The organism is Arcobacter sp. F155 (assembly GCF_004116455.1).
In the GTDB taxonomy this organism is placed as follows: domain Bacteria; phylum Campylobacterota; class Campylobacteria; order Campylobacterales; family Arcobacteraceae; genus Halarcobacter.
Genome location: NZ_PDJU01000009.1, coordinates 42,646 through 58,174, shown reverse-complemented (window position 1 = coordinate 58,174; position 15,529 = coordinate 42,646). Strand labels below are relative to the sequence as shown.

Sequence of the window (15,529 nt, the reverse complement as noted above, 5' to 3'; positions counted from 1 at the left end):
AGTTATGAATATTGAACTATTAAAAAATCTAGTTGATTATGGTGTGATTGCTTTACTTGTACTTATGAGTTTTATTGCAGTTATGTTTTTTATAGAAAGAATTCTTTTTTATAGAAAACTTGATGTGAAAAAATATGAATCAAAAAAGAAATTAGAAGTAGCCTTAACAAAAAACTTAACATTTATAGGAACTATTGCTTCTAACTCACCATATATTGGTTTACTTGGGACAGTTCTTGCAATCATGCTTACTTTTATAACTATGAGTGAAGGAGACATTGAAGCAACTAAGATTATGGCTTCTTTAGCCCTTGCACTTAAAGCAACAGCAATAGGACTTGTTGTAGCAATTATATCAATGATTTTTTATAATATTTTATCAAGATATGCAGAGGTTTTAGAAAGTAGCTATGAAGATTAAAAAGTTTGATTCAATCAATGTAATTCCTTTTATTGATGTATTATTAGTTCTTTTAGCAATAGTTTTGATGACTTCAACTTTTATTGCTAAAGGAGTTATTTCTGTATCATTACCTGAAACTAAAAGTGCTCAAAAATTAAAAGAGAATAAAGAGTTTACAATCTATATTGATGCACAGAATTTTTATTATATAAATAAAAATAGAATCACTTTTGAAAACTTAGAAGAAGAGCTTTTAAAATTAAAACAAGAGTCACTTATTTTAATAAGAAGTGATAAAGAAGCTGATTTTAACAGTTTTGTTCGTGTGTTAGACTTTTTAAAGTCAAAAGATTTTTTAAATATATCAATAGTGACAAAAAATGAGTAGATATTTTTCATCTTTTTTTATTACTACCATACTTTATACAGCTTTATTTGGGGCTATTTTCTTTAGTTTTAATGAGTTTAAAGTTGTAGATAAAAAAGTAGAAGAAAAGAAAATATCTTTAAACTTTGTAAATATTCAAAAACAAGAAAAGCAAGAAAAACAAAAAGTACAAGAAAAAAAACCTAAAAAAGAAGCAGTTAAAAAAGTAGAAAAGAAAAAAGAGCTTGTAAAAAAACAAGAGAAAAAAACTATAACTAAACCTAAAAAAATAGTAAAACAAAACTCTAAAAAAGAAGAAACTACTCCTATAAAAAAAGTAGTTAAAAAAACAGTTAAAAAAGTTGAAGCGAAAATAGAAGAACAAGAAGTAGCTGAAAAAAAAGTATATAACTATGAGCAAGAGTTTTTACATAAAAACTTATTACTTATTCAAAAACAGATTCAAAAACATATAAAATATTCATCAAGAGCAAAAAGATTAAATATCCAAGGGGAAGTTTTAGTAAGATTTAAATTAACAAGTAGTGGTATTCAAGGAGATATTGTGACTTTAAGTGGTCATCGACTTCTTAGAAAAAGTACTATAAAAGCTATTTATGAAGCTTCATCATATTTTCCAAAAGTAAGTAAAGATATAACTATAAAGCTTCCTATTGTTTATAAGCTTATATAAGAAATTTATTTTTTATTTTTATTTCAAGTTCTTCGATTGTCTCGATTGCATCTTTCGTATGATTAGAAAATCCCCAGTTAACTAAAACTGAATCAACACCAGCATTTGTAGCAGCCATGATATCTTTGTGAGAGTCACCTATTACCTGAGCTTTTGTATTTTTTATACTATGAGTATCTAAGATTTTATTTATCATCTCAGGGTGTGGTTTAGGGTTTTTAACACTATCAAAACCTAAGATAGTGTTGAAATAATGACCTACTTCTAAGTGGTCAAGCATTTTTTTTGCAAAAAAAGAGTTAGCATTTGTAGCTACAGTTAATGTAAAATCTGAGCTAAGATCATCAATTAATTTTTTGATTCCATCATAAAGTTGTAAACCGTTTAAACAATTTGCATCATAATACTCTTCAAATAGTTTTTGCTGTTGTAATGTAAAATCAGAAGTTCCATAGAAAAACTCGGCAGCATTTATTTTAGGGTCATTAACACTTTCTAAAATAAGCTCTCTTTCAAGTCTTTCAAACCCTAGTTTTTCTCGTACATAGTTGATTGTATTTACTAATGGAGTACTACTATTTATTAAAGTACCATCCATATCAAACATTATTAATGCCATGAAATTCCTATATGATTAGATAAATTTTTTATATTTTAGTTTATAACCATGACCATAAATAGATTCAAAGAGTTCACAATTAAGTTTATTTTTTAATCTTGAAACTAGGTTTCTAACTCTTTTATTTGTATCACTAAAATCATTAAAGATATAGTTGTCTATTTCGTCATAAGTTTTCAAAGAACCTTTTGATTTTATAAATAGTTTAAATAGTTTTGTTTCATTTTTAGTAAGTTTTATAGGTTCTTCATCTTTAAATAAAGCTTGGTCTTGATTATTCCAAATGAAATCATCATGAAGGTGTACTATATGCTCATTTGTAGGCATAAGTTTGTTTTTTTCTATAATATTCATCAATGAATTTGATATTTGCTCGATATTATATGGTTTTAAAATATAGCCATCAATTCCAGCATTTATAGATTTTAAGAAGTAGTCAGTATTACTATGGGCAGAGAATATTAAAATAGGAATATCACTATCAAACTCTCTAATAGTAGTAATCATTGAGATACCATCTCTTTGTGGCATTTCAATATCTGTGATAATTAAATCATATGAAGTAGATTCAAATTTATTGTTTTTTTGAAACTCTTCTAAACCTTGTTGACCATCACTTGCTACAACTATATCATCAAAAAATATTTGAAGCATTTTAAGAGTTTGTTCCCTAACATCTTCATTATCTTCTATATATAGTAAACGTAAGTTTTTTGTTGATTTTATAATATCTTGAAGATTATCTTGATTCATTTTATAACTATCCTTCTAAAGGATGATTATAGTCTGTTTTAGATTTTAAAATAATTAAGTAATAAATTGAAGGAAAGATTAAGTCCGAAGACTTAATCTATTTTTTTGTATGACAAATGTCATCTTTTAGGTTTCTATTTTTATATGCTAATGCTATAGTAATAAATACTAACGCAGTTACATAGTAAACCCACATTGGAATTGGTACTGGGTCACCTGTTGCATATGAGTGAAGACCAGATAAGTAGAAGTTAACACCAAAGTATGTCATTAAAATTGATGCAAATGATAATAATGATGCAACTGAGAATGCATATGGATTATTAAGTTTTTTAACAAATCTCATATGAACTACTAATACATAAATTACAATTGATACATAAGCCCAAGTCTCTTTTGGGTCCCATCCCCAATATCTACCCCAAGACTCATTTGCCCAAACACCACCAAGGAAGTTACCAATAGTGATTGCACTAAGTCCAATGATTAATGAGATTTCATTAATAGCAGTTACTTGTTTAATTGTTTCATCAAGGTGTGGTCTATTTTTTCTAAAAATAAATAGAATTAAAACCATAAATCCTAAAATTGCACTAAGTCCAAAGAAACCATATGATGCTGTTAAAATCGATACGTGGATAGTTAACCAATATGATTTAAGTACAGGAACTAAGTTTGTAATTTGTGGGTCAATACTTGTAAGATGTGCTGTAAACATAAAGATAGCAGCAACAATAACCGCTGCACTTAATGCAAGTAATGATCTTCTAAAGAATACAACTCCTGCAAATACTGCTGACCATGAGATATAAAGTAGTGATTCATAAGTATCTGACCAAGGAGCATGTCCTGAGATAACCCATCTGAATCCCATACCAAATGTATGTACAGCAAACAGTAAACTTAGCATAATAAAGAAGAATAATGTTGTTTTTCTTGGTTTAATATTTGGGTTAAATACAACAATAAATGCTACAACAAGCATAATAAATCCAACAAATAAATAAGCAAGTGTTAGTTTTTCAAAAATTTGTAGTTGATTGAATGCTATTTCTCTATCTATTTGAGACTTTGGAGGCATAACTTCTTTACCAACTTGAGTTTGATACTCTTGAATCATATCAATAAATCTATTTGATAATTCCCATTTTTCACTAATAACTGAGTTTAAAAAACCTCTTACAAGTGTTTCAATTGCTTTTTGGTTATCACCTTCAAAGCCTTGAATCGCATCTAATGGAGAGTACCATTTGTTGTTTTCAAGTTTTTGTGCACCAGTTTTAGGGAAAATATTAAATAAACTTCCATTATAAACCATATATGAAATACTTAGTCTTTCATCAAGTTTTACAATATCTTTTTCATAAGTTCCTCTTTGATTAGGACTAATCATAGAGATTCTTTGAGTCTCTTCTTGAAGAATATATTTATTGTCTTTGAATACTTCAGTAAAGGCAATATATTTTCTATCTTTTTCAATTCCTAAAAACTCTTTTAGTTTTGGAGTTTTTACTCTAATCATTCTCATATTACGCCAAATCTCTGGTCTAGTAAGCATACCTAATACTACTTGGTCTGCATTCATACCAAACATTGACTTTTTACCAGCAAGTTTACTTAGAATCTCATGGTTAAGAGTGTCAAGTGGTTTCATTCTACCACCATTACTTTGAACTACGATTTTAGAAAACTTCTTAGCAGTTTCTGCTGAGTCATTTTTAAATCTCTCTAAATACTTTTCAATCTCTTGTTTATCAGGAGTAAAATTAGCTAGTTGGTCTTCTGCTTGTAAGTTTGTACTTGCAAAAGTAATAAAACAGGCAGCAACAATTGATGCTAAGTTTTTACCACTTACATATTTAGTAAGTTTCCAGAATCTTGATTTTTTATCAAATAAATTCCAAATAAGTCCTAAAGTAAGTAAGAAATATCCAAAATAAGTTGGCCATTTACCTGGGTCATTATTTACAGACAATACAGTTCCTTTTTCATCTGGGTCATATGAACTTTGGAAGAATAAGAAGTTTCCTTCATGAAGTGTTCTGTTCATAAAAATTCTATAGTCATATTTTCTACCATCAGGTTTGATTACTGTTACTTCAGAAGCATAAGATGATGGAGCCATACTTCCTGGGTATCTATCAAGTTGAAAGTCTCTTAATTGAATAGCAAAAGGAAGTTCAAGAGTTTTTGAACCATACTCTAGTGTTACAACTGCATCACCAAAGTCTTCAACTTTTGTAACACCTTTCATTCCTCTTTTACCTGGTAGTTTTACAGTTTTTGTTTCTCCATTTAATGAAACATCTACTGTTAAAATACCCATGTCATTTTTACCTTTTTTAGCATACATATAGTTGTTAAAATCTACAGTTAACTCTTTATTGTCAAAAGAAATACTATGAGAAAAATCATTACTACCTAAAGCAGTGAATTCCATTGGGTACTCTTTATAGAAAGTAGAGTCTTTTTGTTTTATTTTAACTTGTAAATAAGGTTCTAAAGAGATCATTCTGTTTTGAATCTGACCTTCTCTAATTTGCATAATTCCTTCATAACCAACATATCTAGTTACAGCTGCACCAATTAATATTACAACAAATGATAAATGGAAGATAAATCTTGGTTTATGTTTCCACATTTTATATTTATAGATTATACCTGCAAGGTTAATAGTTGTTAAAACTAATACTGCTTCATACCAGAAGTGATTGTAAACAAGAACTCTAGCAGATGATGTACCGAAATCATTTTCGATGAAAGTTGCTACTCCTGCCCCAATGGCTAGAATAGCTAATAAAGTAAGTGTTGTCTTGAAGGAGAACAAGACGTCAGTTAGCTGTTTCAATATAAATCCTTTTTAAAAAGTTACCGCTAATTATACGTATTATCTATTTAATTAACGTGTAGAAAGTATTTTTTACAAAATTTCGTTATTATAACCAAAAAACTTTACTTATTCTTGATTTAAAACAAGTTTTTAAATAAATTAAGATTATAATTCTAAAATGAATTTAGAAGAACTTAAACAGAAAAAAGACGACTGTAGAAAATGGAAAAATGTTGAACCTTGGTATAATCAATTACTAAAGGTTTTTGACTTACACAAAGAGAAATTACACGTAGATTATGGTGATTGGTTTACTATTGGAAAAAGAGAAGATTTAACTGATAGTGAATTTGCTTTAATAGAAGAAACAGCACAAAAACTTATTCCTTGGAGAAAAGGACCTTTTAATCTATTTGGTCTTGAAATTGATAGTGAGTGGCAGAGTAATATAAAATACAATCTAATAAGACCTCATTTTAATTTAAAAGATAAGGTTGTTGCAGATATTGGTTGTAACAATGGTTATTATATGTTTAGAATGCTTGAAGATAAGCCAAAAAGATTAATTGGTTTTGACCCAAGTGCTTTAACATTACATCAGTTTGAGTTTGTTAATCACTTTGTTAAATCAGATATCATTTATGAGATGCTTGGAGTAGAGCACTTAGAGTATTATAATCATAAATTTGACTTTATTTTTATGCTTGGTGTTTTATATCATAGACCAGACCCTGTTGGAACATTAAAATCACTTGCACGAGGATTAAACTCAAAGGGTGAGATTTTAATTGATACTTTTATGATTGATGGAGAAGATGAGATTTGTTTAACTCCGGATAAAAGATACTCTAAAATTCCAAATATCTATTTTATTCCAACTATTCCTGCTTTAAGAAATTGGTTAAGTCGAGCTGGTTTTGAAGATATTGAAGTAATTGCAACAACAACAACTACTAGTGAAGAACAAAGAAAAACAAAATGGTCATTTGATCAAAGTTTAGAAGACTTTTTAGACCCTGAAGACCCAACAAAAACAGTTGAGGGTTATCCTGCTCCAAAAAGAGTTTATATGAAAGCTAGAAAGATACAGTAGATTAGAATAAATCTATTGTATCATCAGGAGTTAAATCTTTATAGTTAAAGAATTGGCTTCTACCTCTATTTTTTGCTTCATATAGAGCTATATCTGCATTTTTAATAGTTTTATCTATTGTATCACTATCATCAGAAGTATTAAATACATCATATCCAATACAGATTGTTTTTTGTAGTGTATGTCCTAAGTCATTTACAGTAACTTTTACTTCCGCAAAATCTTTTATTATATTTTGTGCAATTTTTGCAATATCTGATTCACTTGTAGTACTAAGCATTGAGATTAAAAATTCATCACCACTTAGTCTTGCAACCATATCAAACTCAGAAATATTTGAGTGAATTACCCTTGCAAGTTCAACTAAAACTTGATCTGCAACTTCATGGTCAAACTCATCAATAACTGCTTTAAAGTGGTCAACTCCTATCATTAGGAAGTAAATACTTTTATACTCTTTTTTAGATAAAGTTATCTGTTTATTTAGATTTTCAATTAAATAGTGTCTATTATAAACTTTAGTAACAGAGTCTAATGAAAGTGATTCAATAAAGTTTTTCTTGATAATACCATTTTGAATAATTGGTGAAATTTGAAATAGAGCTGATTCAATTACATTGTACTGTTCTGCAAGTATGTCATGGTGTTCTTTTGATGAAGCACAGAATGATACGATAGCATTTAGGTTTGTATGTGTGTTTACAATGAAGAAAAAAGATAATGAATCATCTAAATAAAACTCATCTCCTTCAATAAATACATTTTCTCTATTATTTCTTTCTATATCAAATAGGGCAAATGTTACGTTATCTACTTCAAAGTTTGTGTGTAACCAAAGATAAATATCTTCTGCCATTTGTTTTAAGTTTGAAGAGTATTGTAATTGGTCATATAATTTATAAATATTTTCTAAAGCTTTAAAGTCTTTCTCATTTGTTTTTGCTGATTTTACTAATTCTAAAATATTATTCTTCATTCTATCCCTTAAAAAAGATCTATTGTATTTGTCTCTTCTTTCTTAAATTTGAAAAGTTGGCTTCTTCCTTTATTTCTTGCTTCATATAGTGCAATATCAGAAGATCTAAAAATCTCTTCTGTTTTACTTGCATCATCAGGAAACATAGAAATACCAGCACAAATTGTTTTCATCAACGTTTGATTTGTGTCAATGTTAACAATAACTTTTTTATTCTTAAAGTTTTCTATTATTTTTTCAGCAACTTTAATTGCATTATCTTCACTATCTATATTATATAATATAACTAAAAACTCATCAGATTCAATTCTTGCAACAATATCAGAAGTTCTAACAGAGTTTTTTAAACTTACTGCAAGCTCTTTTAAAACTTTATCTCCTGTATTGTAATCAAACTCATCAATAACAGCTTTGAAATGGTCAATACCTATTTTCAAAAACGCAACTTTTTTCTTCTCCCTTGAAGAAAGAGGAAGCATTGTTTTTAAATATTCATCTACATATTGTCTGTTATAAAGACCTGTTAAGTTATCTTTTAATGATAACTCTTTTAGTTGAGATGTTAGGTACTTATTATAAATAGTTTGTGAAATTAAGTTAAACGTTGTTCTTACTATCTCTGAAGTAGATTCAATCTTATCTTGTTCTAATCCTGATTCAAAATAAAAAGTTACTTCTAATTCATCACTTTCATCAAGTTTAATAAATAGATTTTTACTTTTAAAATCTTTATTTGAATCAATATTTGAATAAATACTTCTATTGTTGATAGCTGCTTTAAACCTAGATATTCCAAAGTCTTTATTTAAATACGATGATAAATATGCGAAGATATCATCTAATTTATGTAAAGTCTTTAAGTGATCATTTAACGCAATAATCATTTGAAAACTATAAGAGTTTAACTTATTATAATTCATTTTTTACCTAACTATTATAAATAATTTTTCCAATTTATTAAAGAATCTCTTTCACTATTTAAAGATGTAGCTGGCCCATGCCCTGGGTAGATTCTAATATCTTTTTCCCAAGCTAAAATCTTATCAATGCTTTTTCTCATCTTTTCTGGACTAGAAAAAGGAAAATCTGTTCTTCCAATAGAGTTATTAAAGATAAAGTCACCTGAAAACAAGTGTTTATCTATCTCAATTGCAGAACATCCTGGAGTATGACCAGGAAAATAGTGAAACTTAACTTTTACACCGTCAAAGTCAAACTCTTCATCAGGCTCAACTAATACATCAGCACATGATGGAGTCATCCCAAACCCATAAGGGTCTTTTTCAAGCATAAAGTTGTCTTCTTTTGGAGTGTAGATTTTTAAACCTAATTCTTCACTCACTTCTTTGTTTGACCATACATGGTCAAAATGTCCATGTGTATTTAAAATCGCAACAGGATTTTGTACGTTTTGAAGTACCCATCTTGTTGCTCCAACACCTGGATCAATTATAAAATCTTTTCCATCTACAGTAATAATATAACAATTTGTTTGATAATCACCCATTGGTTGGACTTTTAATGACATAGTTCTTTAATCCTTAGTTAGCTAAAATTTAATCTAGTATATTAAATTAAAACTGTAAGGAAGATTATGCATTATCATTTAAGGCTAGAAAATATCGTACTTGAAGCCAATCCTAAAAAGAAGATTAGCGACTTTAAAGCCTTTTATAACGATTATTTAAACAAAAAATCACAATTTGATTACAATTATACACCATATGAGCTAAAAAATCCATCATATAATGATTTTTTGAAAATTGTATTACCAAAACATGTTAAAACACCAAAGCATTTCAAGACAAATGAAGGGAAAATAATCCTTCTACATACAATTGCACATATTGAGTATAGTGCGATTGATTTAGCTCTTGATGCAGCATTGAGATTTAAAGATTTACCAGATGAGTATTATGATGATTGGTTAGAAGTTGCAAATGATGAAGTTCGACATTTTGAGATGCTTGAGGGATTACTTAAAGAGTTAGGTTCTTATTATGGTGAGCTAGAAGTTCATACAAACCTTTTTGAAGCAATGAAAAGTACACCTGATTTATTATCAAGGATGGCTGTTGTTCCAAGGTTTTTAGAAGCAAATGGTTTAGAACAAAACCCAAAAATCATGGAGAAATTAAATTCAAATATAGATGATTTTAATCAAAAAATACTAGATGCATTAGAAATCATTTTAGAAGAAGAGGTTGATCATGTAACTAAAGGTGATAGATGGTTTAAGTTTGAGTGTGAAAGACAAGGACTAGACCCAGAAAAAACTTATATTGAAATACTTGAAAAAGTATTCCCTGGAAGTACAACAAAAAAATATCAATTAAATATTGAAGCAAGGAAAAAAGCAGGCTTTTCTTGTGATGAATTGAAATTCTTAGCAAAGAAAGATGACTGTAATTAGTTTGTAATGTATCTTTTTTATAATTAAATAAATTAATTAAAAAGAGTTAACATGGTTACTATATATAGAAGTATTTTACATTTGAACGTAAAATATAATTAATTAGGAAGTAAATGGACGAAAAAATCATATTGATTGTAGGTGATAGTGGAGCAGGTAAAGACACTTTATTAAAAGCATTAAGAAATGAGTTTAGTAATATAAATTTTGTAAGAAGATATATTACAAGAGAAGCTGATAGTCATGAAAATAACTATTTTTTAGAAACGAGTGCTTTTACTGTTTTACAAACACAAGGTTTTTTTATTTCATCATGGTATGCCCATGGTAATAGTTATGGAATATCAAGGTCATCAATAAAAAAGGGTATAAATATAATATCTATTTCAAGGTCAAGAATTAAAGATTTTGAAAGTAGTTATGAAAAAGTATTTACAATAAATATAACTGTTTCAAAAGAAGTTCTAAGAAAAAGACTTGAAAAAAGAGCTCGTGAATCAAAAGAAGAAATTGATAAAAGGTTAGAAAGAAATTATCTAAAGTTAGAGTGTAAAAAACTTATAAACTTTGATAACTCTTTACCTTTAGAACAATCAATAGAAAAATTTAAAGAGCTAATTAAATCTCTTTGTGAAATTTAATTACTCTTTTATGACTTATTAAAATTTTGCGTTTGGAATAGGGTAGTTTTCCACAACAAAATCAATATCTTTGTCTCCTCTACCACTTAAACTAACTAAAATAGTTTCATCTTTTGTTAGTTCACTTGCAAGTTTCATTGCAAAGCCAACTGCATGAGCTGATTCTAATGCTGGAATAATACCTTCAAGTTGAGAAAGTTTATAAAATGCATCCACCGCTTCTTCATCATTACAAAGACCAACTTTAGTTCTTCCTATATCTTTTAAGTGGGCATGCTCTGGTCCAACTGATGGGTAGTCAATTCCCGAACCAATAGAATGAACAGCAGCAGGTTCTCCATTTTCATCTTTTAGCATAATAGAATTAAATCCGTGCATTACACCTTCTTCTCCATAAGTTAAAGTTGCAGAGTGTTCACCTATTTTCTCACCTTTACCCATTGGCTCAACTCCATAAAGGTTTACTTCTTTATCATCAATAAAGCCTGAAAAGATTCCCATTGCATTTGAACCACCACCAACACAAGCAACAACATTATTAGGTAAGTTATCTTCATGTTCAAAGAACTGCTCTCGTGACTCTATTCCAATAATACTTTGGAAATCTCTTACCATCATAGGAAAAGGGTGTGGACCAACAACTGAACCAATACAGTAAATAGCAGTGTCCGCTTGATTAATATATGATTCAAAGGCTGAATCAACTGCCTCTTTTAAAGTTTTTAATCCATGAGTTGCAGGAATTACATTTGCTCCAAGAATTCTCATTCTTACAACATTTGGATGCTCTTTTGCAATATCTACTTCACCCATATGAATTTCACATTCTAATCCAAAATAAGCAGCAGCAGTTGCCAGTGCAACACCATGTTGACCAGCTCCTGTTTCAGCTATAACTTTTTTGTATCCCATGTGCTTAGCTAAAATCACTTCAGCCATGCAGTGATTTAGTTTGTGTGCTCCTGAGTGATTTAAATCTTCTCTTTTTAAATATATCTTTGCCCCGCCACAATAATCACTTAAGTTTTTTGCAAAGCTAATTGGAGTTGGTCTTCCTTGGTAATGTTTTCTTACATATTTTAAATCTTCAATAAATTTTGGGTCTTTTTTGATTTTTTCATATGCTTCTTTTATATCTTCAAATGGTTTTTCTAAAACAGGAGGAATAAAAGAACCTCCAAATCTTCCAAAATAACCATTTTCATCTGGTGTATTCTCTAAATAATTTGACATTATTTTCCTTCGTGTGTGTAATGAACTTATATTTTTATTTCGATTATTATATTTATATTTTTTTAAATAGCCCTTTATATAAGGCTACTTAAGGAGTTTTACTCAATAGGAAGTAAGATTGTAACCTTTGTGCAGTTATTAAAACCTGCATATTTACAATTCTCAATTTGGATTTTACCCTTCATACTTTCAGTAATGATTTTATGAGTCATATATAATCCTAATCCTGTTCCTTGGGATTTATGTTTAGTTGTAAAATAAGGTTCAAATACTTTTTCTAAAAGCTCTTTTTTTATTCCTCCACCATTATCAATAATCTCAATAATTGCATTGTTATTCTTTTTAAATACTTTTATAAATATATATTTTTCTTTATCATTTTTTATCTCTTTTAATGCATCTTTTGAATTAGCAAATATATTTAATAGAACTTGATTTAATTCATTTTGATAACTATTGATTTCTATATTTTCTATCTCTTTTTTTATTTCGATATTATGGTTTATAAAAGATGTATCCAAAATAGATAGTACTTTCTCAAAACTATCATTGATAATAAAAGGTACTCTTTTTTTATCATCTTTTATATAGTTTTGGAAATCATTGATTGTTTGTGATAAAAATTGTGTTGTACGAGTTATTGTATCAAGACTATTTATAAGCATTTCATTAGATAAAGTATCAAACTCTTTTTGTATTTTTAAGCCAGAAGCAGCCGTTGAAATAGTAGAAAGGGGTTGTCTCCATTGATGGGCAATATTTCCTATCATCTCTCCTAAACTTGCCATTTTTGATTGCTGTAAAAGAAGCTCTTCTTTGCTTTTTATATCTGTTAAATCGATTATTGAAATAATATATGATTTTCTATTGTCATAAATAATATCTTTTAGCTTTACTAATACAGGAATAGTAAGTTTATTGTCATAATTTAATTCAATTTCAAAGGAATCATTTTCTTTATTTTCATTTATTAAGCTTTCTATATTTTGATTAGGAAATAATGTTTCAAAACTTTTTTCAAAAAGAAGCTCTTTCGAGTCAAGTTCTAGGATATTTAATAGTTCATCATTTAAATACTTGATTTTATTATCTCTAACAATTAAAATACCAGCAATGTTTACATCTAGAAGTAATCTAAAGTTCTCTAAAGAGTTTTCTAGATTATCTTTAGTTTTTTTCAACTCTTTTTGAAATCTTACTAATTGTCTGTTTTTATACATTACAAACAGAAGTACTAAAGTAAAACCTAAAACTATTTTCCAGATTAATGAATAGTTAAAATTCTCTTTATACTCTAAGTCAATCCATTTGTTTTTTATTTTCTCTTTCTCTTCTTCTGAGATAGTTAAAAGTACTTTGTTAACAATAGACTTTAAAATCTCATAGTCATCTCTAATCAGCATTTTCATATTAAAAATAACTTTTGTACTACCAGAAATTTTAATATTTGTATATCCAAACTCTTTAATTTGGTCTGATAAAGCAGGCATACTATCAACTACTGCAAATACCTTGTTCTCAGACAATAAATCAAAGGCTTCTTTTAAATTTTTAGTTTCAACAAACTCTATTTTAGGATAAATTTTTGATAAAAGTTTTTGAGCTGTATAAGATTTTCCTACTGCTACTTTTTTCCCTTCTAGGTATGAACCATCTGGAATATAGTTTTCATCTTTTATTGTTGCTATACCAATAGGTGTTTTAAAGATAGTATCACTAAATATTGAGTATTCTTCTCTTTCTTTTGTATTTGAAGTTAAAAGTATAATATCTCTATTTTTATTTTTTATCTCTTTTAGAGCAGTTGTAAAATTATCTTCATAAATATAGTTTGTTTTTAGATTTACTTTATTGCTAATAAGATTCCAGTAGTCGTAAGCAAGCCCTTGTGGTTGATTGTCCTTAACAAAACTAAAGGGTCTCCAATTTGATGTAAAAGAGATATTAATTACATTGTTTTGTATGAACTCTTTTTCTTTATCTGTTAAGGTTAGAGCTTTAGAGCTATTGTGCCATTTCTCTTTTAATGCTTTTTCTTCTTCTGCTGTTACATTTCCAAGGGCTTTATTATAAAGAGTTTTAAGTAAGGGTAGGTCTTTTCTTACTCCCATATATAAGTCTTTATAAAAGCCATCAATTGTCACACCACCTACTGTTTTTAAATGGTTTTCATATCTATTTTGATTGATATAATACTTAGCAGATAATTCATTTAATACTGTTGCTTCTATAAAGTTTAATTTGATTGCTTCTAAAATATCTTCAATGGTGTCAAACTCAATAACTTTGATATTTGGATAGTTACTTTTAATTTTATTTGTAATATTCCAGCTTCGAATCATTCCAATTTTTCTATTTTCTAAATCATCAATATTTATAATTTCTGTTTTAGAAGCTTTTGTAACAATAGTTAACTCTTGAGATAAAATTTTATTTGTATAGTGTAGATATGTTTTTCTTTTTTCATTTACTGAAATCATAGGAAGTATATCTATCTCTTTGTTTTTAATTTTATTTTCTAACTCAAACCATTTATCTGTAATAAATACAGGTTCAAGGTTTAATTTTTTTGATAAAAGTTTTAAATAATCAACGATATAACCTTTAGGAACGCCATCTTCATTATAATCATAGGGTCTAAAGTCATATTCGTTTGAAATATAAACCTTTTTCTTTTCAGCTAAAAACTCTTTTTCTTCATTTGTAAAAATGATATTAGAAGTAGTTGCAACTTTATTTGAAAATACCCATTTATGATGAAGCCTTTGCTTCTCTTCAATACTTATATTATTAAGTACTTTATTTAAGATATCAATTAAAATTCCAAAGTCATTTCTTGTTGCCATAAACATTTCATTCTTATTATATCTTAGAGGAAAGTTTGCGAGAATATCAGTTATATTATGTTTTTTTGTTAGATAACTTATAATTGCAGGATTAGCAATAAGAGCTTCTGCTTTATTTGTAACAACTGCATCAATAGCTTCAAGCATATTATTTACAGAAAGCACAGTAATATTTGGATATTTATCTTTTATATATGTTTCGTATGCATAATCCTTTGGAATTGCAATCGTTTTGTTTATCAAATCATTTAGATTGTTATATTGTATTTCTTTAGAAAATAGATACTCTCTTATACTAATATATTTTTGCGTAAATAGTAAAGATTTTTCTGTTTGTTTTGTTTTTGTTAGAATAGGGAGTAAATCAATCTTTTTAGCTTGTGTTTTTTGAAGAAGATTAGACCAGCTATCATCAATAATATATTGGAATTTTATACCCGTTTGTTGACTAATAATATCTAAATAGCCTTTTGTAAGACCTTTATATTGGCCTTCTTCAACAAACTCAAAAGGAGGCCAATTTGTCTCTACACCAACTTTAATAAGAGGGTGTTTTTTTATAAACTCTTTTTCTTTTTTTGTTAGAGTTATTTTATCACTACTATATAAAGAAGTAGTGATAAAAATAAATATAAAAAATAATTTTATAATGTGTTTCATT

General features: G+C 27.9%; 14 protein-coding genes. 6 read left to right on the top strand and 8 right to left on the bottom strand.

Annotation, left to right across the window (positions count from 1 at the left end; all coding sequences use genetic code 11):
* Positions 1–4 precede the first annotated feature (4 nt).
* Genes exbB through CRV03_RS10280 form a run of 3 tightly spaced genes read left to right on the top strand, consistent with a single transcriptional unit; the run spans position 5 to position 1,464 of the window.
* The gene (exbB, locus tag CRV03_RS10290) at positions 5–421 is read left to right on the top strand and encodes a TonB-system energizer ExbB (protein WP_129085051.1); all 417 of its coding nucleotides are present in this window, start codon (positions 5–7) and stop codon (positions 419–421) included.
* Positions 411–791, top strand: a complete 381-nt coding sequence (gene exbD / locus CRV03_RS10285; RefSeq protein ID WP_129085050.1) for a TonB system transport protein ExbD — start codon at positions 411–413, stop codon at positions 789–791. Before exbB ends, exbD begins: the two co-directional genes overlap by 11 nt.
* Entirely contained in the window at positions 784–1,464 is a 681-nt protein-coding gene (locus tag CRV03_RS10280) for an energy transducer TonB (RefSeq protein WP_129085049.1), read from the top strand. The genes exbD and CRV03_RS10280 overlap by 8 nt, the downstream gene beginning before the upstream one ends.
* On the opposite strand, the gene CRV03_RS10275 is transcribed toward CRV03_RS10280, so the two are convergent.
* The 3 genes from CRV03_RS10275 to ccsA form a co-directional block, all read right to left on the bottom strand.
* A complete protein-coding gene (locus tag CRV03_RS10275) occupies positions 1,457–2,083 on the bottom strand; it encodes an HAD family hydrolase (RefSeq protein ID WP_129085048.1) in 627 nt (208 codons plus the stop codon). The genes CRV03_RS10280 and CRV03_RS10275 overlap by 8 nt on opposite strands.
* Before the next feature lie 15 nt (positions 2,084–2,098).
* Positions 2,099–2,836, bottom strand: a complete 738-nt coding sequence (locus CRV03_RS10270; protein WP_129085047.1) for a response regulator transcription factor — start codon at positions 2,834–2,836, stop codon at positions 2,099–2,101.
* Positions 2,837–2,933: 97 nt separating this feature from the next.
* A complete protein-coding gene (gene ccsA / locus CRV03_RS10265) occupies positions 2,934–5,684 on the bottom strand; it encodes a cytochrome c biogenesis protein CcsA (RefSeq protein ID WP_129085046.1) in 2,751 nt (916 codons plus the stop codon).
* Between the two features lie 160 nt (positions 5,685–5,844).
* On the opposite strand from ccsA, the gene cmoB reads away from it, so the two are divergent.
* The gene (gene cmoB, locus CRV03_RS10260) at positions 5,845–6,759 is read left to right on the top strand and encodes a tRNA 5-methoxyuridine(34)/uridine 5-oxyacetic acid(34) synthase CmoB (protein WP_129085045.1); all 915 of its coding nucleotides are present in this window, start codon (positions 5,845–5,847) and stop codon (positions 6,757–6,759) included.
* Position 6,760: 1 nt separating this feature from the next.
* Here cmoB and CRV03_RS10255 read toward each other — a convergent pair whose 3' ends face one another.
* From CRV03_RS10255 to CRV03_RS10245, 3 genes are read right to left on the bottom strand one after another with little or no spacing between them, the layout of a single operon-like run.
* Complete coding sequence (locus CRV03_RS10255; protein ID WP_129085044.1) at positions 6,761–7,735, bottom strand: GGDEF domain-containing protein; 975 nt, start codon at positions 7,733–7,735, stop codon at positions 6,761–6,763.
* Between the two features lie 8 nt (positions 7,736–7,743).
* Complete coding sequence (locus CRV03_RS10250; protein WP_129085043.1) at positions 7,744–8,655, bottom strand: GGDEF domain-containing protein; 912 nt, start codon at positions 8,653–8,655, stop codon at positions 7,744–7,746.
* 14 nt (positions 8,656–8,669) lie between these two features.
* Positions 8,670–9,263: an MBL fold metallo-hydrolase gene (locus CRV03_RS10245; RefSeq protein ID WP_129085042.1), complete on the bottom strand. Its 594-nt coding sequence runs from the start codon at positions 9,261–9,263 to the stop codon at positions 8,670–8,672.
* 66 nt (positions 9,264–9,329) lie between these two features.
* Between CRV03_RS10245 and CRV03_RS10240 the strand changes: the two genes are divergently transcribed.
* Both CRV03_RS10240 and CRV03_RS10235 read left to right on the top strand, forming a co-directional pair.
* Positions 9,330–10,148: a ferritin-like domain-containing protein gene (locus CRV03_RS10240; protein ID WP_129085041.1), complete on the top strand. Its 819-nt coding sequence runs from the start codon at positions 9,330–9,332 to the stop codon at positions 10,146–10,148.
* Positions 10,149–10,261: 113 nt separating this feature from the next.
* Positions 10,262–10,789, top strand: a complete 528-nt coding sequence (locus tag CRV03_RS10235) for an AAA family ATPase (RefSeq protein ID WP_129085040.1) — start codon at positions 10,262–10,264, stop codon at positions 10,787–10,789.
* 18 nt (positions 10,790–10,807) lie between these two features.
* Here CRV03_RS10235 and trpB read toward each other — a convergent pair whose 3' ends face one another.
* Complete coding sequence (gene trpB / locus CRV03_RS10230) at positions 10,808–12,025, bottom strand: tryptophan synthase subunit beta (protein ID WP_129085039.1); 1,218 nt, start codon at positions 12,023–12,025, stop codon at positions 10,808–10,810.
* 95 nt (positions 12,026–12,120) lie between these two features.
* Positions 12,121–15,528, bottom strand: coding sequence for a transporter substrate-binding domain-containing protein (locus tag CRV03_RS10225; RefSeq protein WP_129085038.1), 3,408 nt, complete (start codon positions 15,526–15,528; stop codon positions 12,121–12,123).
* Between the last annotated feature and the right edge of the window lies 1 nt (position 15,529).

What these genes read in the sequence shown, in the direction of transcription:
- exbB (WP_129085051.1), top strand. Translation starts at nt 5, where the DNA reads ATGAATATTGAACTATTAAAAAATCTAGTTGATTATGGTGTGATTGCT.
- exbD (WP_129085050.1), top strand. Translation starts at nt 411, where the DNA reads ATGAAGATTAAAAAGTTTGATTCAATCAATGTAATTCCTTTTATTGAT.
- CRV03_RS10280 (WP_129085049.1), top strand. Translation starts at nt 784, where the DNA reads ATGAGTAGATATTTTTCATCTTTTTTTATTACTACCATACTTTATACA.
- CRV03_RS10275 (WP_129085048.1), bottom strand. Translation starts at nt 2,083, where the DNA reads ATGGCATTAATAATGTTTGATATGGATGGTACTTTAATAAATAGTAGT.
- CRV03_RS10270 (WP_129085047.1), bottom strand. Translation starts at nt 2,836, where the DNA reads ATGAATCAAGATAATCTTCAAGATATTATAAAATCAACAAAAAACTTA.
- cmoB (WP_129085045.1), top strand. Translation starts at nt 5,845, where the DNA reads ATGAATTTAGAAGAACTTAAACAGAAAAAAGACGACTGTAGAAAATGG.
- CRV03_RS10255 (WP_129085044.1), bottom strand. Translation starts at nt 7,735, where the DNA reads ATGAAGAATAATATTTTAGAATTAGTAAAATCAGCAAAAACAAATGAG.
- CRV03_RS10250 (WP_129085043.1), bottom strand. Translation starts at nt 8,655, where the DNA reads ATGAATTATAATAAGTTAAACTCTTATAGTTTTCAAATGATTATTGCG.
- CRV03_RS10245 (WP_129085042.1), bottom strand. Translation starts at nt 9,263, where the DNA reads ATGTCATTAAAAGTCCAACCAATGGGTGATTATCAAACAAATTGTTAT.
- CRV03_RS10240 (WP_129085041.1), top strand. Translation starts at nt 9,330, where the DNA reads ATGCATTATCATTTAAGGCTAGAAAATATCGTACTTGAAGCCAATCCT.
- CRV03_RS10235 (WP_129085040.1), top strand. Translation starts at nt 10,262, where the DNA reads ATGGACGAAAAAATCATATTGATTGTAGGTGATAGTGGAGCAGGTAAA.
- CRV03_RS10225 (WP_129085038.1), bottom strand. Translation starts at nt 15,528, where the DNA reads ATGAAACACATTATAAAATTATTTTTTATATTTATTTTTATCACTACT.